Source organism: Novosphingobium sp. SG919, assembly GCF_012932495.1.
GTDB classification, from domain to species: domain Bacteria; phylum Pseudomonadota; class Alphaproteobacteria; order Sphingomonadales; family Sphingomonadaceae; genus Novosphingobium; species Novosphingobium rhizosphaerae.
Genome location: NZ_JABCNG010000006.1, coordinates 406647 through 428585, shown reverse-complemented (window position 1 = coordinate 428585; position 21939 = coordinate 406647). Strand labels below are relative to the sequence as shown.

The window sequence follows — 21939 nt, the reverse complement described above, 5'->3', positions numbered from 1 at the left end:
GGCTGCCGAGACAAGACCGTGTTTGTGCCAGAACGAGACAGTCCGAACGCAACACGGGCCGGCACCCCAGGTGGGATGCCGGCCCTTGTTGTATTTGCCCCTTGTGGCGGGCGCGATCAGCGCAGGCGGATCGGCAGGTAGATGGCAGGCTGGCCCGCGCGCTGCACGCGCAGCAGCACAGCTTCGCGATTCTCGGCCTTGGCCTGGCGCACCACGGCTTCCAGATCGGCCACTGTCGCCAGGACGCGATAGTTGGCCGAGAGGATGATGTCGCGACGCTGAAGACCCTTGGCACCGGCATCGGACGAGCTGTCCACCCCGGTGACCACCACGCCGCGCGTATCCTCGCTCACGCCCAGCTGGCGGGCGATCTGCGGGGTCAGCGGCACGGCAGCCACGCCCAGCGACTTCTGGATCAGGCCACCTGCCTGAGCCTGCTTTTGCTGTTGCTGCTGCTGGCCATCGCTGTTGTCACCAAAGCCGCCATCGTCTTGCTGGTCGGGGTCGAAGCTCTGGTTGGCCAGTTCTTCCTCGGTCGGGCGCTTGCCCACCACGGCGTTGACCGTCATCGGCTTGCCGTTGCGCACCAGGTCGATCGCCACGGTCTTGCCCGGGGCGGTGTTGGCGACGATGAACGAGAGCGTCTGGTCGGGCTTGACTTCCTTGCCATCGACGCGGGTGACCACGTCGCCCGCCTGGATGCCGGCCTTGGCCGCACCGGCGCCGGGTTCGACCGACTGGATGAATTCGCCGCGATTCTTGGGCAGGCCCAGCGAGGCGGCGAGATCATCGTTGATCGGCTGGATGCGCACGCCCAGGTAACCACGCTCGATGGTCTGGCCGTTCTTGAGCTTTTCCACGATCGGGGCGGCGATTTCGGCAGGGATCGCAAAGCCGATGCCGACGCTGCCGCCGGTGGGCGAATAGATCGCGTTGTTGATGCCGATCACGTTGCCGGCCATGTCGAACATCGGACCGCCCGAGTTGCCGCGGTTGATCGAGGCATCGGTCTGCAGATAGCGGTCATAGGCGCTGCCCGAACCGGTGGCGCGATAGACCGCCGAGATGATGCCCTGCGTCACCGTGCCACCCAGGCCAAAGGGGTTGCCGATGGCAATGACCCAATCCCCCACGCGCGCCTTGCGCGAATCCCCGAACTTCACGAACGGGAACGGCTTGGTACCGGTGATCTTGAGCACGGCGAGGTCGGACGCGGCATCCTTGCCCACCAGCTTGGCCGGGTATTCGGTGCCATCGGGCGTGGTAACCGAGATCGATTCCACTTCGCCCTGGCCATCGGCGGTGATCACGTGATTGTTGGTGACCACATAGCCATCGGCCGAGATGATGAAGCCCGAACCCAGCGACTGCGCTTCACGCGTGCCGCCGCCCTGGCCACCCTGGCCGCCGCCGAACAGATCGCCGAACGGCGTGCCGGCAAAGGGATTGTTGTTCTGGACCTTGACCCGCTGGCGGGTCGAGATGTTGACCACGGCCGGCTGCAACTGGGCAGTGAGGTCGGCGAAGCTGGATGGCGCGCCCTGGCGCGGGGTGATCGCCTGAATCTGCGAGCTGTCATTCTGCGCCACCTGGGCGCCGGCCGGGAAGCCCGTTGCCAGCGTGAGCGCGCTGCCGGCGAGAAGCAGTGCCGTAGTCACTCCATAAGCGTATCGCACGAGGGTTGATCCTTTATTCGCTTGTTGCTTGACGCGGCGTGAGGGAAAACCGCGCCCGATCCGGGTGCCGTTTCACGCTTCGTCGCATGAACGGACTTTGAATGGAACAGGTTCCGATTACGGCCCCCTGAATTGCTTCAGATAGCGGTTGTCGGGCGAGAGGATGATGCTGGTATTGCTGCCTTTCTGGGTGAAAGTGTAGTCATAACTCTGCATCGCGCGGTAAAAGTCATAGAATTCAGGATCCTTGCCAAAGCTGGCCGCATAAATACGGGCGGCTTCCGCTTCGGCCTGGGCACGAATGATCTGCGCGTTCTTTTGCCCTTGTGCGGCAATCGTGGCCGCTTCCTGCGCGCGCGCCGTGGCCATGCGGGCAAAGGCGGATTCCAGCGGCGTGCCATCGGGCAGATCGGCGCGCTTGATCCGCACGTCGATCACCTGGGCGCCATATTCGCGCGCCTCGCGATCCAGCCCTTCGCGAATGCGCGCCATGGCCTCGCCGCGTTCGGGGGTGAGCAGCGACGCGAACGTGCGGTTGCCCAGTTCCTGGCGCAGCACGGAATTGAGGATCGGCTGCAGTTGCTGCGCCACGCGATCCACCGTGCCGGCGGTTTCATACATCTTGATCGGATCAATCACGCGGAAGCGGGCATAGGCATCCACTTCCAGGCGGCGCTGGTCGAGCGAGGTGACCTGCTGGCGCTCCATATCGACATCGAGCACGCGGCGGTCGATGCGCACCGCCTGTTCGAAGAACGGCAGGCGCCAGACCAGGCCCGCCCCGCTGCGGCCGAAATCGCCGTGCGGGGTATAGCGGTTGACCACACGCACCGGCTGGCCCAGCCGCACGATTACGACCTGCTGGGTTTCGGGCACCACGATGAGGCACGAAAGCAGCGCCACGAGGGCGATCGCAGCGCCGATCAGCACGCGCTTGTACTGCAGGAGAAGCGTTTCCATCAGCGCTGCCCTCCCTGGCGCGTATCGTCGGATGGCGGCGGCGTCTGGCGCATTGCGGGCAGAGGCAGATAGGGCACGGTGCCCGGCGCTTCGACGATGACCTTGTCGTTCTGGCCCAGCACGCGCTCCATCGTTTCGTAATACATGCGCCGCTTGGTCACTTCTGGGGCCAGCTTGTATTGTTCATAGACCTTGTCGAAAGCGGCCGCTTCGCCTTGCGCGGCGGCCAGTTTCTTCTGCGCCCAGCCTTGTGCCTCGTTCACGTCGCCCTGCGCTTTCTGCTGGGCGGCAAGTACTTCCTTGAACGCATCAACCACTTTGGCCGGCGGGTCGATCTTGGTGATTTCCACGCCCTGGATGCGCACGCCCGAACGATAGGCATCGAGCACGCGCTGCATGCGGTCGCGCACGTTCTGCTCGATCGTGGCGCGGCCAGAGCCCATGGCATCGTTGAAGCCCACTTCGGCAATCGCCGCACGCATCGCCGCTTCGGCCACTTCGCGCACCGACTGGTCGGGATCGGCCAACTGGAATGCGTAGAGCTTGAGATCCTTGATGTTCCAGCGCACCAAATAGTTGACGTTGACCAGATTCTGGTCGCCGGTCAGCATCAGGCGTTCGCCATCGCCTTCGGGGATGGTTTCGCGCTGGATCGAGGTGACGTCCCGCGTTTCGACTTGCTGGATCGGCCAGGGCGCAGTGAAGGAAACACCCGGCCCCAAAGTGCGCGAATAGGCGCCGAAAGTGGTGACCAGACCCTGTTCCTGGGGCGCGAGGCGATGCGTGCTCGATCCGCACAGCCACAGCAGCGCCAGCGCGGCAATGCCCAGCGGCCACCAAGACTTGCCATCGGGGCGTTGCGGCAGGCGCAAGTTGGGACCGCGCCCGCCGAGCAGCGGATTGCCGCCGCCCCCGCCGCCGCCATTGCCGCTGCCGCCCTTGCCGCTGCGTGCGCGAAAGATGTCTTCGATGCTGGGCGGACGGCGGCTATCGCCTGCGGGCGGCAACCAGGGATTGCGCGGGCCTTCCGGCTTGGCGCCAGGCTTTTCAGAGCCGCTCGGGCTGCCGCTGGATTGCGGGCCCGCCTCGGGCGATGCGCGCTCGGGCGTGTCTTCGCCGTTGGGTGAATCTTCTGGTGGGGTGTTGCCATCGTCCCGGGCGGGCCGGTCAGGCTCACCATTATGGCCCCACGGGCTTTTGCGGTCTGTCATGACCAGGTTTCCGAAAGGGGCGCGAGAGGGCGCAGGGCCAGTCCACGAAAAGCAGTCATGTCCAGTCTTATAGGAAGGGATCGCGTGAAAAACAGTGTCTCGTTCCCAAAATTCGTCTGCTAGGGCCTTTCTGACAGGCTGCCGGTTGCGCCGGGGCCAGCGAACAACGAGCAGGATGAAAGCAGTGACGATCGATGAAGCGGCCGTGCGCCAGGCCATTGCCGATGCCGTGGGGGCTGCAAGGCTCCAGGTTCTGCGCGTGACGGGCGAGAGCGGCACGGCGGTGATCGATGTTGCCGGGCTGGATGCGCCGGCCCGATCCGCCGTGGAACAGGCCGCCAAGGATGCCGCACGCGGCGCGGGCCTGGCTGAACTGCGCGTGGCGCTTACCGCCGAAAAGCGGAACCGGCGCATCCTGGCCGTGGGTTCGGGCAAGGGGGGCGTGGGCAAGTCCACCCTTTCGGCGAACCTGGCCGTGGCCATGGCCCGGCTGGGGCGCAAGGTGGGCCTGGTCGATGCCGATATCTATGGTCCGTCGCAGCCGCGCCTGCTCGGTACCGAGGGGCGCAAGCCCGAAGCGCGCGACAAGACGATGATCCCGGTGCAGAGCCCATGGGGCGTGCCGATGCTTTCCATGGGGCATCTGGTGCAGCCGGGCCAAGCAATCGCCTGGCGCGGGCCGATGGCCGGCAGCGCGCTGGGCCAGCTGATCGAGGCCGATTGGGGTGATACGGAAATCCTGGTGGTCGACCTGCCGCCCGGCACGGGCGACGTGCAGTTGACCATGCTGCAGAAATACAAGCCCACGGCGGCGGTGATCGTCTCCACCCCGCAGGACCTGGCGCTGATCGACGCCACGCGCGCCATCGGCCTGTTCGACCAGGGCAAAGTGCCGGTGCTGGGCGTGGTGGAAAACATGGCCGGCTACCTCTGCCCGCATTGCGGCCAGGTGAGCGATCCGTTTGGCCATGGTGGCGCGGAAGTGACGGCGCGCGAACTGGACCTGCCGTTCCTGGGCCGGGTGCCGCTGGATATTGCCATCCGCCAGAAAAGCGACGCGGGCGAACCGCCGGCTGCCGGCGAAGGCCCGCAGGCGCAGGCGTTCTCCGCCATTGCCCGCTCGGTGCTGGCAGCGCTCGACCAGCTGGCCTGATCCCTGCGCGCGCCATGGCTCGGTCATCAGCCCTGCGACGATTGAAGCCCACCCGGCGCGGCGTGCTGATCGGGGCTGGGGCGGGCGGCGCGCTGATTGCCGCCTTTGCCCTGGTGCCGCGCCATTATGCCTCGCCGCTGGTGGCCGGCAAGGATGGCCGCGTGGCCAATGCCTTTCTCAAGCTGGCGCGCGATGGCACGCTGACCGTGGCGGTGCCGGCCTGCGAAATGGGCCAGGGCGTAACCACGCTCATGGCGCAGATCGTGGCGGTGGAATTGGGCGCGGACTGGGCCCAAGTGGCGGTGGAGCCCGCGCCGCTCAGCCCCGCCTATGCCGATGCGGTGCTGGCGGCGCATTGGGCGCCGCTCTGGCTGCCCACCTGGCTGCCGATCCTGCCCGATGTGCTGGACGATCCGGCCAATGGCCTGACCCGGCTGAAAGCCGAGCGGGGGCCGATGATGCTGACCGTGGCGGGCACGAGCCTGGCCGCGTTCGAACAGCCCTTGCGCGAAGCGGCGGCCACGCTCCGCGCGCAATTGATCGCAGCCGCTGCAGCGCAATGGGGCGTGGCGGCCGACGGGCTGGACACGCAAGGCCATGCCGTGGTGGGCGAGGGCAAGCGCCTGCCCTTTGCGCGCCTGGTCGATGCCGCGCTCGATCTCGATCCGCCAGGCGAGGCTCCTTTGCGCGCCAGCCCGGCGCGCGAGGCGCCCAGCCGCTTCCCGGCCGGCAGCCGGCTCCCTTTTCCGCGGCTGGACTTGCCGGCCAAGGTGGATGGCAGTTTCGTCTTTGCCGCCGACGTGCGCCTGCCGGGCATGGTCCATGCGGCCATTGCCCACGGGCCCCAGGGCGATTGCGTGCTGTCTACCTGGGACGCCCAGGCCGCCGCCCGCGTGCCGGGGTGCCTGGGCGTGGTCCATGCCAAGGGCTGGCTCGCGGCGATCGGGGTGACCTGGCATGCGGCCGATCGCGCGGTGGCGGCGATGGAGCCGCGCTTTCGCGCCCGAGGTGCCGTGGCCGATGGCAATGCGATCGATGCCGCGCTCGACACCGCGCTCGCCAAGGGTAGCCCCAAGCGGCTATGGGGCCGGGGCGATCCCACCGCCTTGCTGGAAAAACCCAGTCTTTCGGCGCGCTACGACATCGAGCCGGCCCTGCATGCCCCGCTTGAGCCGGCGACATGCACGGCGCGGATCGAGCATGGCCGGCTGGAACTGTGGCTGGCGACCCAGGCGCCCGAGGCGGCCCGGCGCGAGGGCGCCCGCGCCGCAGGCCTTGGCGAGGGCGACGTGGTGGTCTATCCCATGGCGGCGGGCGGCAGTTTCGATGCGCGGCTCGATGCGCGGATTGCGGGCGAGGCGGCGGCCTTGGCGCGGGCCACCGGCAAACCGGTGCAACTGACCTGGTCGCGCTGGCAGGAATCACTGGCGAGCCTGCCGCGTGCACCGGTTTCGGCCCTGCTGGAAGCGGGCATGAGCCCCGACAAGCAGCAATTGCTGGGCTGGCGCAGCCGTATTGCCATGCCGGCATCGCTGCGTGAAACGGCCGCGCGCGTGCTGGACGGGGAAAGCGCGGCCAGTGCGCGCCGCTGGCAGGGCAGTGCCGATCCGCTGGCCCTGGAAGGGGCGATGCCGCCTTATGCCATTCCCGAATGCGCAGTCGATCATGTGCCGGTCGCGCTGTCGCTGGCCACGGCCCGCATGCGCGGCGGCGGCGCGGCGATCACCGCGTTCCTCACCGAAAGCTTCATCGACGAATGCGCGCATTTCGGTAGCAGCGAGCCACTGGCGTTCCGCATGGCCATGCTGGGCGGCCAACCGCGCCTGGCGGCCTGCCTGCAAGGGGTGGCGCACCTGGCGATGTGGGGGGGCGGGGCCGATGCCTCGGGCCAGGGAATCGCCTGCCACGCGATGGAACTGGCCGGCCCCGATGGCCCGCGCCAAGGCTATATCGCGGTGGTGGCCACGGCGCGCCAGGCCGATGGCGCGATCCGGGTGGAGACCCTAAGCGCCTGCGTCGATATCGGCCGGGTGATCAATGCCGACATCGCGCGCCAGCAGATCGAAGGCGGGCTGTTCTTCGGGCTGGGACTGGCGGTGGGGGGCAGTACCGGCTATGCCGCCGGGCGGCCGCTGGCTGGGCATTTCAGCCAACTGGGCCTGCCGCTGCTGGCCGATTGCCCCAAGGTCGATGTTGTGTTTGTTGACAGCAGCGCCCAGCGGCAAGACCCGCCATCGCTCGATATGCCGTTCGATCCCGGCGATCTGGGCGTGGTGGCGGTGGCGCCGGCCATTGCCAATGCGTTGTTCTCGGCCACCGGGTTGCGGCTGCGCCGCCTGCCCCTCTTGTCTGAAGGCGTTTGATGACCGCTGCTGCTGCCCCCCATTCCTGCCCTGCGCACCTGCCGGCAGACCATCCGCCGGTGGCCACGGGGCGCATCGGCGTGCTGCTGGTCAACCTTGGCACGCCGGATGGGCCCGACGTGCAATCGGTGCGGCGCTATCTCAAGGAATTCCTGTCGGACAAGCGCGTGGTGGAAATCCCCACGCTGCTGTGGCAGCCGATCCTGCGCGGCATCATCCTGCGGACCAGGCCCAAGAAATCGGCCCATGCCTATGCCCAGGTGTGGGGCCCGGAAGGGTCTCCGCTGGCCGCGATCACCGCGGGCCAGGCGCGGGCGCTGCGGGCACGGCTGGGCGAGAGCGTGATCGTGCGCCATGCCATGCGCTATCAGAACCCGGCGATGGGGGCAGAGCTGGACGCGCTGCTGGCCGCCGGGTGCGAGCGCATCCTGGTGGCACCGCTCTATCCGCAATATTCCGGGGCGACCACGGCCAGCGCGCTCGATGCCCTGGCAGACTGGATCAAGGCGCGGCGCCGCTTGCCCGCGCTGCGGACACTGCCGCCCTATCATGACGACGCTGCTGCGATCGGCGCGCTGCATGCCGATCTTGCCGGCCAGATCGGCGCCCTCTCGTTCGTGCCCGATGTGCTGCTGCTGAGCTATCACGGCATGCCCGAGCGCACGCTGCATCTGGGCGATCCCTATCATTGTCATTGCCGCAAGACCTCGCGCCTTCTCGCCGCGGCCTTTGCCCAAAGCCATCCGGGGCTGCGCGTGGAAACCAGTTTCCAGTCGCGCTTCGGCCGGGCCAAGTGGCTGGAGCCGGCCACCGACACCACGCTGGTCGAACTGGCCCGGGGCGGCACGCGCAAAGTGGCGATCGCGGCGCCGGGCTTTTCGGCCGATTGCCTGGAAACGCTGGAGGAACTGGCCTTGCGCGGGAAAGACGATTTCATCGCGGCGGGCGGCACTGATTTTGCTGCGCTGTCGTGCCTCAATACCTCGGGCGCGGGCATGGATCTGCTCGAAGCGATCGTGCGGCGCGAACTGGCGGGCTGGATCGCGCCCTGATCCTGCCGGTTTTGCGCATTTGACACGCCCGCGTGGCGTGGCATTCTCTCGGTCACGGCCAGAACCGGCAACAGGTTCGGCCAGATGGAGAGAGCATGCTGACGCCGGCGAACGATTTGCAGAACCTGAATCCCCGTGCCCCCCTTCCAGAGGGCCATGCATTGCCCCTGGCGGGCGATGGCGAGTCCCTGGTTGACACCACGCTGGCGAACGCGCCGCTGCCCGTTCCGGAAACCAGTGGCGGGCTGGGCTGGGGCGATCCGCTGGCACGCCTGCTGCGCGACAAGGCGCGCCTTGGCCCGGTCTTTCGCCAGGGCAAGCGCGTGATGCTGCTGGATGCGAGGTTCAACCGGCTGGTGCTGGACGATGACGGCACGCAGTTTGCAGCCCTGGGGGCCGATCGCGCCGCGGCCGCGCGGGATGCGGCGGGGCAGGCGCCAGCCGTTCAAGAAGCAGTGCTGGGCGCGGTATTCCATGCCGAACTGGCGCGCTGGCGGGCGGGCACGGTTCGTGTCCAGCCGGCCCTGGCGATGATGCTGGCGCGCGCGCTGGTGCCGGCGATGACCGGGCTGGCCGCAGGATCGGGCGCGGCCGAGCGGTTGGCCGGGGCGCTGGCCACCCTGGATGATGGCGGCAGCCTGCTGCGCCGCGCCATGCCGCGCGGGTTGCCGTCCTCGGCGATGGGCGCGCGCCAGGCCATGGCGCGTGGCCTGGCCCAGGCCGGGCATACCGATCCGGTGATGCTGGAAACGCTGCAGGAATGCCATGCGGTGGGCTTGCGCCTGCTGTGTACCCTGGCGCGGCACCTGGCCGAAACGCCGGACTGGCAGGATACCTTGCGCGCCGAAGTGCGCAGCGCGCGCGCGGCAGGCCGCACCGCACCGGTGGCACTCGAACTGGTCGAAATGGCCACGCACGAGGCGTGGCGCCTGATGCCTGCCCCACTGCTGGTAGAGCGGCGCCTGGTCGCGCCGCTGCCGCTGGGCGAGCATTGCCTGGAAGCGGGCGCGGTCGTGGCGATCAGCCCGGCGGCAACCCATGTCGATGCGACGCTGTGGCCCGAGCCGGCGCGGTTCGACCCGCTGCGCTTTTCGAAGGCGCGCCTGCACGACCGGCCCGGCGGGGCTTGGCTGGCCAAGGCCTTGCTGGCGCCTGCGGTGGCGCAGGGCGTGGAACTGGTCGCGCGCCAGGCCGTGGCGCATGTGCTCGATCGTTTTGCCCTGGCGCCCGCTGGCGAGGGCGGCAAGGTGGCGCTGCGGCTGGTCGATTGAGCTTTGGCCGATTGAGCTTGCCCGATTGAGCGCGGGGCCAACAGCGGCTATGGCCGCCCATCGAATCGCGCGACTTGGCGATCCGACATCGCGCCCGTCGGAAACGGGCAGGCCGGGTTGGCCGGACGAACGCGGGGTGCAAGCATCGCCTTGACGATTCGTCCACAGCCCGGTATGGGCGCCGCTTTCCAGCGGGCTTGCCCGCCTTGTCGAACGACCAAGTCGAGCAAGACCAGGACATTTTCCGGTCTGCCCCCCGGGGTGGCCCGCCAGAGGACAGAAACAGGACAGACATGGCCAATACGCCGCAAGCCCGCAAGCGCATCCGTCGCAACGAACGCCGCGCCGAAATCAACGGCAACCGCCTTTCGCGCATCCGTACCTTCGTGAAGAAGGTGGAAACCGCGATCGCCGGTGGTGACAAGGCCGTCGCGGCCGAAGCGCTCAAGGCTGCTCAGCCTGAACTGGCCCGTGGCGTTGCCCGCGGCGTGGTCCACAAGAACACCGTGGCCCGCAAGCTCTCGCGCTTGAGCAAGCGAGTCGCCGCTCTCTGATTCGGCCGCTTTGCGCCCTTTTTTGTTAGGGGACGCACTGCGCACAAATACGGCTTTGGCCGGCGTGATGAACGCCGGCCATTTTCGTCTGCGCGATATGCGACGGTTCGATGACACGGCACGGACGTGCAAGTGACGGATTTGTGGCGATTCGCATGATGCGCATTTTGTTAATTAGCCAAATTTCAATGACTTAAGCGATTTTCGCGCAGTTGTTGAGTCAAGGCTAATTATTTCAGAAATTTTGCGCCTGATGGGCTTGCACAGCCCCCGCAGTGGCTCATAGACAGAGACCACGCCGCGCGTTGGCCGGTCCGTTACGACACGGATCGATCGGGGCACGGTGTCACGGAACATCGCTCGATACGGCAATCTGCCGTGCCCACTGCGGCACTGGCGGACAGGTAGGCTGTGTCCGCGGGACCCTGGCGGTTCGGTCTTTGCCGATACGCCATGCCCGTGGGCGTTTGCCTGCAACGCGGGGGCATCTGGCCGCAGGCCTGGATTATTTACGTGGGACGGCGAAGCGTGAAGATGGATCAGTTCGGCGGTGCAAGTGGCGGTGCGGGTGGCACGGCCGCAATCGGTTCCCAAGGCGGCGGCTCCCCCAATGGGGCAGCTGCGCTTGTGGCAGCCAGTGGACGCGCCGCGCAGGCCGCAGCGCCACGGAAAGGACGTGACGGGGGAATGGAGGACCAGGAAGCGCTCGACCTGGCGGCCGATTGGGCCGACATCAGCCAGGGCCTCAAGAAGGACCTGGGGCCGCAGCTGCACACGCAGTGGATCAAGCCGATCCAGCTGGGCAGTTTCTGCAAGGAAACCGGCACGCTGGACTTGTTCCTGCCCACCGAATTCTCGGCCAACTGGGTGGCCGATCGCTTTGCCGATCGCCTGTCCCTGGCGTGGAAGATCGCCCGGGCCGAAGTGCGCCAGGTGCGCATCACCGTGCACCCCCGCCGCCGGGCCATGCCCGAGTTGCGCGTGGGTGGCCGGGCAGCACCCGAGCTGCGCGTGGCGGCTGCCAACGAAAGCGCCCCGGTGCTGGCCCCGGCCAGCCGTCCGGCGCCGGCCCCGGCGCCGACCGTGGCAGGATTCGATACCGCCGCTTCGGGCATCGACCCGTCGCTGACCTTTGGCGATTTCGTCACCGGCAGTGCCAATGTCCTGGCGCTCAACGCGGCGCAGCGCATGGCCGCGGCCGAAACGCCGCAGTTCTCGCCGCTCTATCTCAAGGGCTCCACCGGCCAGGGCAAGACCCACCTGCTGCACGCCATTGCCAATGGCTTTATGGCGGCGCGCCCCGGCGCGCGGGTGTTCTACTGCTCGGCCGAACGGTTCATGATCGAATTCGTCCAGGCCATGCGCCAGAACGAGATGATCGAGTTCAAGTCGCGCCTGCGCAGCTTCGACATGCTGCTGGTGGACGACATCCAGTTCATCATCGGCAAGGCCAGCACGCAGGAAGAATTCCTGCACACCATCGATGCCCTGCTCAGCGCCGGCAAGCGCTTGGTAGTGGCGGCCGATCGCGCGCCCCAGGCGCTCGACGGTGTCGAACAGCGCCTGCTCTCCCGCCTGTCGATGGGGCTCGTCGCCGATATACAGGCTGCTGACATCGAGCTGCGGCGCCAGATCCTGGAGCACCGCCTGTCGCGCTTCACCAGCGCCCAGGTGCCGCAGGACGTGGTCGAATTCCTGGCCCGCACGATCAATCGCAACGTGCGTGAACTGGTTGGCGGCCTCAACAAGCTGATCGCCTTTGCCCAGCTCACCGGCCAGCAGGTCAGCCTGCAACTGGCCGAAGAGCAGCTGACCGACATATTGTCGGCCAACCGCCGCCGCATCACGATCGACGAGATCCAGCGCACGGTGTGCCAGTTCTATCGCGTCGATCGCTCGGAAATGGCGTCCAAGCGCCGCGCCCGCGCGGTGGTGCGTCCGCGCCAGGTGGCGATGTACCTGGCCAAGGTGCTGACCCCCCGGTCCTATCCCGAGATCGGCCGCAAGTTTGGCGGGCGTGATCACTCCACCGTGATCCACGCCGTGCGCCTGATCGAAGACCTGCGCAGCCGCGACGCCGACATGGATGGCGACGTGCGCACCTTGCTGCGCCAGCTGGAAGACTGATCGCGGCATGATCCCGGCGCCCAACGGCGCCGGGGCATCCCGGACTGTCCCCGGCGTTTGCCGGGATTTGCCCAAGGTTATCCGCCGACCATCCCGTGGTTATGCACAGGGTTGCGCGCGCGGTTGTCCGCAGCCTTGTCCACGCGCTGGGCACAGGTTTATGCCCAGCTTGTCGACAGTGTTATGCTGCGGTTTTGCACCGGGTTGCCCACCCCCGATCCACCGCGTGTGCTCAGGGTTTTACGCTGACTTTTCCACAGGTGCTGGCGGTATCGAACCAGGTGCCGCCACCGGCGCGGCATTCCCGTTCGGCCCAATGCCCCTTGCCCCACCAGCCGATTACCACGCCCAGTAGCAGGGCCAGCACCAGCACGATCCAGATGCGATCTTTCATGCGCGTGCTTGTGGCCCAGCAAGGCGCCTTTGCAAATGGCCCTCTCGCCTTTTGGCGTTCGTGCGCCTACCTCCACCACCATGACGCCAGAACGCCTCGATCGCTTTGCCCGACACATCGTGCTGCCTGAAGTGGGAGGCGCCGGCCAGGCGCGGATCATGGGAAGCCATGTGGTGCTGGTGGGCGTGGGCGGGATCGGCGCCCCGGCGCTGCAATACCTGGCCGGGGCGGGCGTGGGGCGGCTGACCCTGATCGACGATGACGTGATCGAGCCATCGAATCTCCAGCGGCAGACGATCTTCACGCTGGCCGATGTGGGTCGGCCCAAGGCCGATGCGGCGGCCGACTGGGTGACGCGCTTCGACCCCGCCTTGACGGTGACGGCGCAGCGCACGCGCATCGCGCGCGACAATGCCGCCGGCTTGGTGGCAGGCGCCGATGTGGTGCTGGATGGATCGGACAATTTTGCCACTCGCCTTGCCGTATCGGATGCCTGCGTGGCGGCCGGCGTGCCGTTGACCAGCGCGGCGCTGGGCCGGTTCCAGGGGCAGGTGGCCAACTTTGCCGGGCATCGGCCGGGGCATGCCTGCTATCGCTGCTTCGTGGGCGATGCGTTTGACGCGGAGGATTGCGACACTTGCGCGGCACAAGGCGTGCTGGGGGCGATGGTGGGCATGGTAGGCACCTTTGGCGCCATGGCAGCCTTGCGCGTTCTGCTGGAAGGCGTCGCCAGCCTGGGCGATCCGCAATGGGGTGAATTGCATGTGCTCGACGGGCTCAAGCCATCGCTGCGCACCATGCGCATCGCGCAGGATCCCGGCTGCGCCACGTGCGGCCACGCCGCCCCGGCGGCCTGACAAAATAAGCAATATACCGCGTTCGGGGGATGGCGGGCGGACGGCGGAAGCGTAGAATTATCGGGCGACCCGACAGGCGCGTGGTGCAAGCCATGAACCTGGGACTTGGCCCGGACCGAGGCTTCTTCGTAAACCTTGGCCGGGCTTTTTCGCATTTGCTGTCAGGGCGTCTTGAGCAGTTCGTCTACCCATCCAGGTACGACCTGCGTGGCCGGGCCCAGCCGCGTATCGTGGAACCATGCCGAGCCCTGGCTGCGTTCCAGATTGAGTTCGACCGTTTCGGCCCCCAACTCGCGCGCCAGGCGGACGAAGCCTGCTGCCGGATAGACCGCGCCGGAAGTGCCGATCGACACGAACAGGTCCGCGCGCTGCATGGCATCGTGGATATCGTCCATGCGATAGGGCACTTCGCCGAACCACACGATATCAGGCCGAAGGCTGGCTGCGCCGCACGCCGGGCAGGGCGGACGGTCGATCAGCGGGCCGGTCCAGGCGTGGCGCGTGTCGCATGCGGTGCACCAGGCCGACAGGTGCTGCCCGTGCATGGCGATGAGATGGCGCGAGCCGGCCCGCAGGTGCAGGTCGTCGACATTCTGGGTAACGAGCGTGACGCTGCCGCCGGGTACTTTTGCCGGCCATTCGTGTTCGAGCCGGGCCAGCGCACGATGGGCGGCGTTGGGCGCCTTTTCCTGGATCGCAGCGCGCCGCAAGTCGTAGAAGCGAAGGACGAGGTCGGGATCACGCGCGAACGCCTCGGGCGTGGCGACGTCTTCGACGCGGTGCTGTTCCCACAGGCCGCCGCCATCACGAAAGGTGTCGATGCCGCTTTCCGCCGAAACGCCGGCACCGGTGAGGATCACGATATGCTGGGGCAAGGTCATGCCCGCGATCATGCCGGATCGGCACGGGCGTGCCAATCCGGCATGAGGGTCAGTACAATCAGGCGAACGTGCTGGAATCGATCACGAAGCGATAGCGCACGTCACCCTTTTCCATGCGGTCCCAGGCCTGGTTGATATCCTGGACGGCGATGGTTTCGATTTCCGAGACGATGCCATGCTCGGCGCAGAAATCGAGCATCTCCTGGGTTTCGGCGATGCCACCGATCAGCGAACCGGCGATCGAGCGGCGGCCAAAGATCAGGTTGAACACCGTTGGGCTGGGGTGCGGGTGCTCGGGCGCGCCAACCAGGCACAGCGTGCCATCGCGCTTGAGCAGCGTGACGAAGGCATCGAGGTTGTGGCTTGCGGCCACGGTATCGAGAATGAAATCGAGGCTGCCGGCTTGCGCGGCCATTTCATCCTCGTTGCGCGAGACGACCACTTCGTGCGCGCCAAGGGCCAGGGCTTCCTCGCGCTTGGAAGGGCTGGTGGTGAACGCCACGACATGGGCGCCGAGCGCACGGGCGAGCTTCACCCCCATGTGGCCCAGGCCGCCGATGCCGACGATGCCGACTTTCTTGCCCGGCCCCACGTTCCAGTGGCGCAGGGGCGACCACGTGGTGATGCCGGCGCAAAGCAGCGGTGCCACCGCGGCAAGCTGTTCGGGCGCGTGGCGCACATGGAGGACGAAGCCCTGGTTCACGACGATCGACTGGCTGTAGCCGCCCAGGGTGTGGCCGGGAGCATCGGCCGTGGGCGAATTGTAGGTCTGGACCATGCCTTCTTCGCAGAACTGTTCCAGCCCATCGTGGCACGAGCCGCAATGGCCGCACGAATCGACCATGCAGCCCACGCCCACGGTGTCACCCACCTTGAACTTCGTCACGTCGGCGCCCACGGCGGTGACGTGGCCGACGATCTCGTGGCCGGGGACTACCGGATAGACCGCGTTGTTCCATTCATTGCGGGTGGTGTGCAGGTCGGAATGGCAGACCCCGCACCAGGCGATGGTGATGGCCACATCATTGGGGCCGGGTTCGCGGCGGGAAATGGCAAGAGGGGCAAGCGGCTGGTCGGCCGCGGGCGCGGCATAGGCCATGACGGTCATGCAGCAGATCCTTTCAACAGGGGAGGGACGTGGCCGCGTTCTAGGCCATCGCCATTAATCTGATAATCGGCTAAATCCTGCATGAACTGATATCAGGAATGCATAAATGGCCCGGCCCGATCATGACGACCTGCGCGCCTTGCTGGCCGTGGTGCGCGAACGCAGCTTTACCCGCGCGGCGGCGCAGCTGGGCACGTCGCAATCGGCGTTGAGCCGCACGATTGCCGGGCTCGAAGCGCAGATCGGCGTGCGCCTGCTCAACCGCACGACCCGCGCCGTGGCGCCCACGTCCGAAGGGGAGCGGCTGGCGCAAGGCGTGGCACGCCATTTTGCCGCGATCGACGCGGCAGTGGACGCCTTGGGGGAGAGCCTGGCGCGGCCCGCCGGCCTGGTGCGGCTGACCGTGGACGAAGGTTCGGCCAACACCGTGGTGTGGCCGGGGCTGCGTCGCATCCTGCGGGCCTGGCCTGATATCCAGGTGGAAGTGCTGGTGGACAACGGCCTGGTCGATATTGTGGCGGCCGGGCTCGACGCCGGGGTGCGGTCGGGCGATATCCTGGCGCGCGACATGGTGGCCGTGCCGATCGGCCCGGCCTTGCGCATGGTGGTGGTGGCAACGCCGGCATTCTGTGCCGGGCGCGATCTGCCCCGCCATCCGCGCGATCTTGCCGCACACCCCTGCATCAACTTTCGCCTGCCCACGCGCGGGGCGATCTATGCCTGGGAGTTTTCCCGCGGCAGGGAAGCGCTGCGCATGCGGGTGGAAGGACCGGTGACCGTCAACACCCTGGCCATGGCCGAGCAGGCGATGCGCGATGGCCTGGGCTTTGCCATCCTGCCGGAAAGCATCGTGGCGGCCGACATTGCTGCCGGCCGCCTGGTGCAGGTGCTGGAAGACTGGTGTGAGCCCTATCCCGGCTATCACCTCTATTACCCCAGCCGCGCCCACGTTTCCCCGGCCTTGCGCGTGGTAATCGACGGTTTGCGCTGGCGCGGGTGATCAGGCGACCAGTGATCCTGCGGCAAGCGGTGCTACTGCGCCAGCGAGCGAGGCCTTGCGCAGATGTGCCCCGCCCACTTGCGGGCGGCGGTCCGGGTCACGCGTGCGGAACTGGGCGACGAGCGAGTCGAGTGCGGCGGCTTCGGCGGTGAGATCGGCAGTGGCGGCGCTGGTCTGTTCCACCATCGCGGCATTCTGCTGGGTAACGCGGTCGATCTCCACCACCGAATTGCTGACTTCGCCGATGGCCGTGGCCTGATCGGCGGTGCCGGCGGCGATCTCGTCGACCATGCCGGTCAATTCGGCCACCTGGACCAGGATATGGCCCAGAACGTCGCCCGTCTGCTGCACCAGATCGACCCCGTCGCCCACGTGGGCGGTGGATGTGGCGATCAATTCCTTGATGTTTTTGGCCGCGTCGGCGCTGCGCTGGGCCAGCGCGCGCACTTCGGTGGCGACCACGGCAAAGCCCTTGCCGGCGTCGCCGGCGCGCGCGGCTTCCACCCCGGCGTTGAGCGCGAGCAAGTTGGTCTGGAATGCGATGCCGTCGATCACGCCGATGATCTGGTTGATCTCTTGCGCCGATCGCTCGATCGCTTCCATCGCGCTGACCGCGTTGCCGACCACCATTTCGCCGCGCGTAGCCTGATCGTGTGTTTGCGTGACGCAATCGCGCATGATCCCCGCGCGGGTTGCCGTGCCCTGGATCGCGCCATTTACCTGGCGCAGCGCAGCGGTGGTTTCCTCCACGGTGGCGGCCTGGCGGGTGTTGCGCTGGGAAAGATCGTCGGCCGCAGCGTTGATTTCGCGAATCGTGGTGAGCAGGCGCCGCGCGCCGATGCGGGCCGCGCCGATGGCCTTGGCCAGGGCCGTGCTGGCCTGGTTGTAGTTGCTGCGCAGTTCCTCGTACTGATCGGGGAACGGGGTGTGGATGCGATATTCCAGGTCTTGCGCGGCCAGGCGTTGCAGGCCGATGCTCAATTCCGACACCACTTGGCGCTGGACCGCCAGATCGCGGTCCGCCATCTCGCGCGTGCGGCGCTCCACGCCGTCCTTGATGTCGAGCAGGGCATGGCTGATCGCGCCCACTTCGTCGGTCAGCTCGGTGCAGGGTACCGGCCGATCGAGATTGCCGCCGGCCATTTCGCGCATGGCGTGGGCCAGGCGGCGCAGCGGGCCGGTAACACGGTGGCGCAGCAGCATGACCACGCCGAGCGCGGCCAGGGCCGCCAGGACGCACAGCGTGGTGGAACTTCGAATCGATGCCGCGATCGAGGACGCGCCGTTCTGGCTCAATTCCTGGCCGCGCGCCTGCAGCGCATCGACGTGGGCGGAAATGGTCTTTTCCAGCTTGGGGCCCAGCGGACTGAGGTGTTCTTCATAGAGCACGATGGCGTTTTCGCGGTTGGCTTGCACTTGCGCGCGGACGGCGGCCGATGCGGCTTTCCACTCGGTCCACTGGCGGGCGATCTCGTCCACCGCGCGGCGTTCCTCGTCGCGGGAACGGCCGCGCAAGGCGGCGATGCGCTGGTCGATCTCGGCGATCTGGCGGCCCATCTTGTTGTAGTTGGCGACGCGGTTTTCGTCGCTCAGCGGCACCAGCGTCTTTACCGAGCTGATGCGCACGGCGATCATCAGGCTTTTCAGGCCGCTCCATTCGGCAATGCCTGGAATGATCCGGCGTTCGAGTTCTTCGGTCTGGACATTGGCCTGAATGGCCGATTGCATGGGCACCACGGCGCAAGCGACGGCCATGGCCGCCAACACCGTATTGCAGCTAAGCGAAATGGTCGTGATCTTCAAACGGCCCAGAATCACCATTGCGGACTCCATCTGAATTCGTGCTGTGCATTGGCACAATGCGTCAATGCTGCCTGATTTAGATGTCGCTTATGAAATTAGCGTGGTTGGCAATTTACGGGATTCATCGCAGCCTCGGACCTGGCCTGCACCATGGCCCGATGGGGTGGGCGCTGGCATAGCCGCTTTCCGGCTCGACCGGGCAAGGGCGCGGTCTTATGGAGGCGCGCAAACAGCGCAAGGGCAGAAGACATGGCACGCATCGGCATCATCGGCAGCGCAGGGCGCATGGGGCAGGCGCTGCAGGCAGCGGTGGTGGCCGCCGGTCACGAACTGGCCGGGGGCATCGACCGCGAGGGTGATCCTGTCGCGCTGGCCCAGGCGAGCGACGTGCTGGTGGATTTTTCCGCACCCGCCGCACTGGAATTCAACCTCGATGCCGCGATCGGCGCGGGCAAGCCGATCGTGGTGGGCACCACCGGCCTGGAAGAACGGCACCACTGGTTGATCGATGCGGCGGCGGTTTCGATTCCCGTACTGCAGACCGGCAATACCTCGCTGGGCGTCACGCTGTTGGCGCACCTGGTGCAGGAAGCGGCCGCGCGGCTGGGCGAGGATTGGGACATCGAGATCGTCGAGACGCACCACCGCATGAAGGTTGATGCCCCCTCGGGCACGGCGCTGCTGCTGGGTGAAGCCGCGGCGCGCGGGCGGCAGGTGGGCCTCAAGGACGTGGCCGTGCGCGGGCGCGATGGCATTACCGGCAAGCGCGAGGCGGGCACGATCGGCTTTGCCGCACTGCGCGGCGGCAGCGTGGCGGGCGACCACAGCGTGCATTTCCTGGCCGATAGCGAGCGGCTCAGCCTGTCGCACCTGGCGGAAAACCGGGGCATCTTTGCCAAGGGGGCGATTCGCGCTGGCGAATGGCTGCTGGTGCAGGGGCCGGGGCGCTATACCATGCCGCAAGTGCTGGGGCTGGGAGGCTGACGGCCTTGAAGACGGACCAGATCTTCGAGTTCTTTCGCCGCCTGGCCGAAGCCAACCCTTCGCCCGAGACCGAGCTGGCCTATGGCAACACCTATCAGTTGCTGGTGGCGGTGACGATTTCGGCGCAGGCGACCGACGTGGGCGTGAACAAGGCGACACGGCGCCTGTTCGAAGAGGTCAAGACCCCGGCACAGATGGTGGCGCTGGGCGAGGAAGGCCTGAAAGAGCACATCAAGTCGATCGGCCTGTTCAACACCAAGGCCAAGAACGTGATCGCCCTGTCGGAAATGCTGGTCCGCGATCATGGCGGCGAAGTGCCGGCCGACCGCGACGCGCTGACCGCGCTGCCCGGCGTGGGCCGCAAGACCGCCAATGTCGTGCTCAACACCGCGTTCGGCATGGAAACCTTTGCGGTGGACACGCACATCTTTCGCGTGGGCAATCGCACCGGCCTGGCCAAGGGCAAGACGCCCGAGGCGGTGGAGGCCCAGCTCGACAAGAAAGTGCCCGGGCCCTTTCGGCTGGGCGCGCATCACTGGCTGATCCTGCACGGACGCTATGTGTGCAAGGCACGTACCCCGGAATGCTGGCGTTGCGCGGTGGTTGACCTCTGCGCGTTCAAGAGCAAAGTGCTGGAACAGGGCGCCAAGCCGCCGGTTGCCAAGAAGGGTGCTGCGCGCAAGAAGAAGGCCTGATCCGGCGCTGCTCTGAACACGGCCCCGATGGAGAGGATGCCATGGTTCGTTCGATCGCTGCTGCCGCCTGCCTTGTTGCCCTTGCCGCCTGCGCGCCCGCTGCAGGGCCGGATGGCGGGCCCCGATCGGCTTATGCCGATGGCCATTCACCCAAGACTCCGGCCGCCACGCCAATCGGCCCGGCGCAAAGCTGCATCCCGCTGGGCCAGATCAGCGAAAGCCGCGTGCGTGACGATTGGACCATCGATTTTCGCGTGGGCACGCGGTGGTATCGCAACGTCCTGCCCCAGCGCTGCAGCGGGCTGGGGTTCCAGCAGACCTTCGGCTATGCCACCAGCCAGGCGCAGCTGTGCAGCGTGGACATCATCACCGTGTTGCAGACCGGCGCCGGCGGCGGCCCGCGCGGATCGTGCGGGCTGGGCCAATTCCAGCCGGTGACGCTCCAGCCGGTGACGCCGGCGAAATAGCCGTTATTGCCCCTCATCGAGGTGCAGCCCGCGCCGCCCGTGCTCGGCCGTGTCGTGCGGCGGCACCGGAGCGGGGGCATCGGGATCGAGCGGCACTTGCAGCATGCCTTCCCAGCGGGTGATGACCGCCGTGGCCACCGCATTGCCGACCACGTTGGTGGCGGTGCGGCCCATGTCGAGGAACGTGTCGACGCCGAGCAGCAGGGCGATCCCTTCCACCGGCAGACCGAACTGGGTGAGCGTGGCGGCAATCACCACCAGGCTGGCGCGCGGCACGCCGGCGATTCCCTTGGACGTGACCATCAGCGTGAGCAGCATGGCGATCTGCTGCTGCCAGGACAGCGGGATGTTGTACGCCTGCGCGATGAACATCGTGGCAAAGCTGGTATACATCATCGAGCCATCGAGATTGAACGAATAGCCCAGCGGCAGGACGAAGCCCGAAATGCGGCGCGGCACGCCGAAGCGGTCGAGCTGTTCGAACAGGCGCGGCAGCGCGCTTTCCGAACTGGCGGTGGAAAAGGCCAGCAGCACGGGTTCGCGGATATAGCGCGCCAGCAGCAGGATACGCCGCCCCAGGAAAATCCCGCCCAGCCCCAGCAGCAGGCCCCACAGCACCAGCAGCGCGAAATAGAATTCCGACACGAACACGCCATAAGTGACGATGATGCCCAGACCCTTGGTGGCAACCACCGCGGCAAGCGCGCCGAACACGGCAAGCGGGGCGGCCTTCATCACATAGTCGGTCATCGTCAGCATGAGACTGGCCAAGGCCTCGCTCGCGCGGAGGAGCGGCGCACCCTTTTCGCCGATGGCCGATAGCGCGAGGCCGGCAAACAGCGAAAAGACCAGGATCTGCAGCACGTTGTTCTGCGCCATGGCATCGAGCAGGCTGGTCGGCACGATCTGCAGCACGAAGTGGTGCACGGTGAAATCGGCCGTGGCGAGATCGCCCACTTTGGCATTGGCCGCAAATTGCAGGCCCTTGCCCGGTTCGAACAGGTTGACCAGCAGGAGGCCAAGGCTGATCGAAATCAGGCTGGCGGTGATGAACCAGCCGAGCGCGCGCCCGCCGATGCGGCCAAGCGCAGTGCTATCACCCATCCCGGCAATGCCCGAAACCAGCGTGGCCAGGATCAACGGCGCGATAATCATCTTGATCAGGCGCAGGAACACATCAGGCAGCAACTTGAGCGTTTCCGCCGTGGTGGCCAGCGTGGCGCTGTCGGCGGGTAGCGTTTGGTTGAGTGCATAGCCCGTGGCGATGCCCAGGATCATGGCGATGAGAATGTAAAGCGTAAGGCGCCGGGCCAAGGGATGCTCCGCTCGTTTTGTTTCAGGTGTGACGGTCAGCCGCGAACCCTAGGCGGGAAACGGGGCAAA

19 protein-coding genes are annotated in these 21939 nt (G+C 67.0%); 11 read left to right on the top strand and 8 right to left on the bottom strand.

The features are described 5' to 3' along the window. Nucleotides 1-116: 116 nt before the first annotated feature. The 3 genes from FHT19_RS22095 to FHT19_RS22085 all read right to left on the bottom strand — a co-directional run bounded on the left by FHT19_RS22095 (nucleotide 117) and on the right by FHT19_RS22085 (nucleotide 3847). Nucleotides 117-1676, bottom strand: coding sequence for a Do family serine endopeptidase (locus tag FHT19_RS22095; protein ID WP_168556156.1), 1560 nt, complete (start codon nucleotides 1674-1676; stop codon nucleotides 117-119). A 117-nt stretch (nucleotides 1677-1793) separates the two neighbouring features. Next, complete coding sequence (locus tag FHT19_RS22090; RefSeq protein WP_169476819.1) at nucleotides 1794-2636, bottom strand: protease modulator HflC; 843 nt, start codon at nucleotides 2634-2636, stop codon at nucleotides 1794-1796. Beyond that, nucleotides 2636-3847, bottom strand: a complete 1212-nt coding sequence (locus FHT19_RS22085) for a protease modulator HflK (RefSeq protein WP_169476818.1) — start codon at nucleotides 3845-3847, stop codon at nucleotides 2636-2638. Before FHT19_RS22085 ends, FHT19_RS22090 begins: the two co-directional genes overlap by 1 nt. Nucleotides 3848-4022: 175 nt before the next feature. On the opposite strand from FHT19_RS22085, the gene FHT19_RS22080 reads away from it, so the two are divergent. The 6 genes from FHT19_RS22080 to dnaA all read left to right on the top strand — a co-directional run bounded on the left by FHT19_RS22080 (nucleotide 4023) and on the right by dnaA (nucleotide 12367). Further along, on the top strand, nucleotides 4023-5000 hold the full coding sequence (locus tag FHT19_RS22080) for an Mrp/NBP35 family ATP-binding protein (RefSeq protein ID WP_169476817.1): 978 nt from the start codon (nucleotides 4023-4025) through the stop codon (nucleotides 4998-5000). 14 nt (nucleotides 5001-5014) lie between these two features. After that, the gene (locus FHT19_RS22075; RefSeq protein ID WP_169476816.1) at nucleotides 5015-7363 is read left to right on the top strand and encodes a molybdopterin cofactor-binding domain-containing protein; all 2349 of its coding nucleotides are present in this window, start codon (nucleotides 5015-5017) and stop codon (nucleotides 7361-7363) included. Then, a complete protein-coding gene (hemH, locus tag FHT19_RS22070) occupies nucleotides 7363-8415 on the top strand; it encodes a ferrochelatase (protein ID WP_169476815.1) in 1053 nt (350 codons plus the stop codon). The genes FHT19_RS22075 and hemH overlap by 1 nt, the downstream gene beginning before the upstream one ends. 95 nt (nucleotides 8416-8510) lie before the next feature. Beyond that, nucleotides 8511-9686, top strand: a complete 1176-nt coding sequence (locus FHT19_RS22065) for a cytochrome P450 (RefSeq protein ID WP_169476814.1) — start codon at nucleotides 8511-8513, stop codon at nucleotides 9684-9686. A 293-nt stretch (nucleotides 9687-9979) separates the two neighbouring features. Further along, nucleotides 9980-10240, top strand: a complete 261-nt coding sequence (rpsT, locus tag FHT19_RS22060) for a 30S ribosomal protein S20 (protein WP_168556163.1) — start codon at nucleotides 9980-9982, stop codon at nucleotides 10238-10240. A 687-nt stretch (nucleotides 10241-10927) separates the two neighbouring features. Beyond that, nucleotides 10928-12367: a chromosomal replication initiator protein DnaA gene (gene dnaA / locus FHT19_RS22055; RefSeq protein ID WP_246866114.1), complete on the top strand. Its 1440-nt coding sequence runs from the start codon at nucleotides 10928-10930 to the stop codon at nucleotides 12365-12367. A 232-nt stretch (nucleotides 12368-12599) separates the two neighbouring features. Here the strand turns inward: dnaA and FHT19_RS22050 are convergent, their stop codons facing one another. Then, nucleotides 12600-12761 (bottom strand): hypothetical protein, encoded by a 162-nt coding sequence (locus FHT19_RS22050; protein WP_169476813.1) that lies wholly within the window; start codon nucleotides 12759-12761, stop codon nucleotides 12600-12602. Nucleotides 12762-12841: 80 nt separating this feature from the next. Between FHT19_RS22050 and FHT19_RS22045 the strand changes: the two genes are divergently transcribed. Beyond that, nucleotides 12842-13618, top strand: coding sequence for a HesA/MoeB/ThiF family protein (locus FHT19_RS22045; RefSeq protein WP_169476812.1), 777 nt, complete (start codon nucleotides 12842-12844; stop codon nucleotides 13616-13618). Between the two features lie 161 nt (nucleotides 13619-13779). Here the strand turns inward: FHT19_RS22045 and FHT19_RS22040 are convergent, their stop codons facing one another. Together FHT19_RS22040 and FHT19_RS22035 are read right to left on the bottom strand one after the other, a co-directional pair. Then, the gene (locus tag FHT19_RS22040; protein WP_169476811.1) at nucleotides 13780-14499 is read right to left on the bottom strand and encodes an NAD-dependent deacylase; all 720 of its coding nucleotides are present in this window, start codon (nucleotides 14497-14499) and stop codon (nucleotides 13780-13782) included. A gap of 58 nt (nucleotides 14500-14557) precedes the next feature. Further along, a complete protein-coding gene (locus FHT19_RS22035; RefSeq protein ID WP_169476810.1) occupies nucleotides 14558-15607 on the bottom strand; it encodes an NAD(P)-dependent alcohol dehydrogenase in 1050 nt (349 codons plus the stop codon). A gap of 106 nt (nucleotides 15608-15713) precedes the next feature. On the opposite strand from FHT19_RS22035, the gene FHT19_RS22030 reads away from it, so the two are divergent. Beyond that, nucleotides 15714-16607, top strand: coding sequence for a LysR family transcriptional regulator (locus FHT19_RS22030; protein WP_169476809.1), 894 nt, complete (start codon nucleotides 15714-15716; stop codon nucleotides 16605-16607). On the opposite strand, the gene FHT19_RS22025 is transcribed toward FHT19_RS22030, so the two are convergent. Further along, nucleotides 16608-18335, bottom strand: a complete 1728-nt coding sequence (locus FHT19_RS22025; protein WP_248290607.1) for a HAMP domain-containing methyl-accepting chemotaxis protein — start codon at nucleotides 18333-18335, stop codon at nucleotides 16608-16610. A 324-nt stretch (nucleotides 18336-18659) separates the two neighbouring features. Between FHT19_RS22025 and dapB the strand changes: the two genes are divergently transcribed. The 3 genes from dapB to FHT19_RS22010 are packed head-to-tail and all read left to right on the top strand — an operon-like array spanning nucleotide 18660 to nucleotide 20556. Beyond that, nucleotides 18660-19394: a 4-hydroxy-tetrahydrodipicolinate reductase gene (dapB, locus tag FHT19_RS22020; RefSeq protein WP_169476807.1), complete on the top strand. Its 735-nt coding sequence runs from the start codon at nucleotides 18660-18662 to the stop codon at nucleotides 19392-19394. 5 nt (nucleotides 19395-19399) lie between these two features. After that, nucleotides 19400-20089, top strand: a complete 690-nt coding sequence (nth, locus tag FHT19_RS22015; RefSeq protein ID WP_169476806.1) for an endonuclease III — start codon at nucleotides 19400-19402, stop codon at nucleotides 20087-20089. Nucleotides 20090-20130: 41 nt separating this feature from the next. After that, nucleotides 20131-20556, top strand: coding sequence for a hypothetical protein (locus tag FHT19_RS22010; RefSeq protein WP_168556173.1), 426 nt, complete (start codon nucleotides 20131-20133; stop codon nucleotides 20554-20556). 3 nt (nucleotides 20557-20559) lie between these two features. Here the strand turns inward: FHT19_RS22010 and FHT19_RS22005 are convergent, their stop codons facing one another. Further along, nucleotides 20560-21870 carry a dicarboxylate/amino acid:cation symporter gene (locus FHT19_RS22005; RefSeq protein ID WP_169476805.1) on the bottom strand — a complete coding sequence of 437 codons (1311 nt, stop codon included), beginning with the start codon at nucleotides 21868-21870 and terminating at the stop codon, nucleotides 20560-20562. Between the last annotated feature and the right edge of the window lie 69 nt (nucleotides 21871-21939).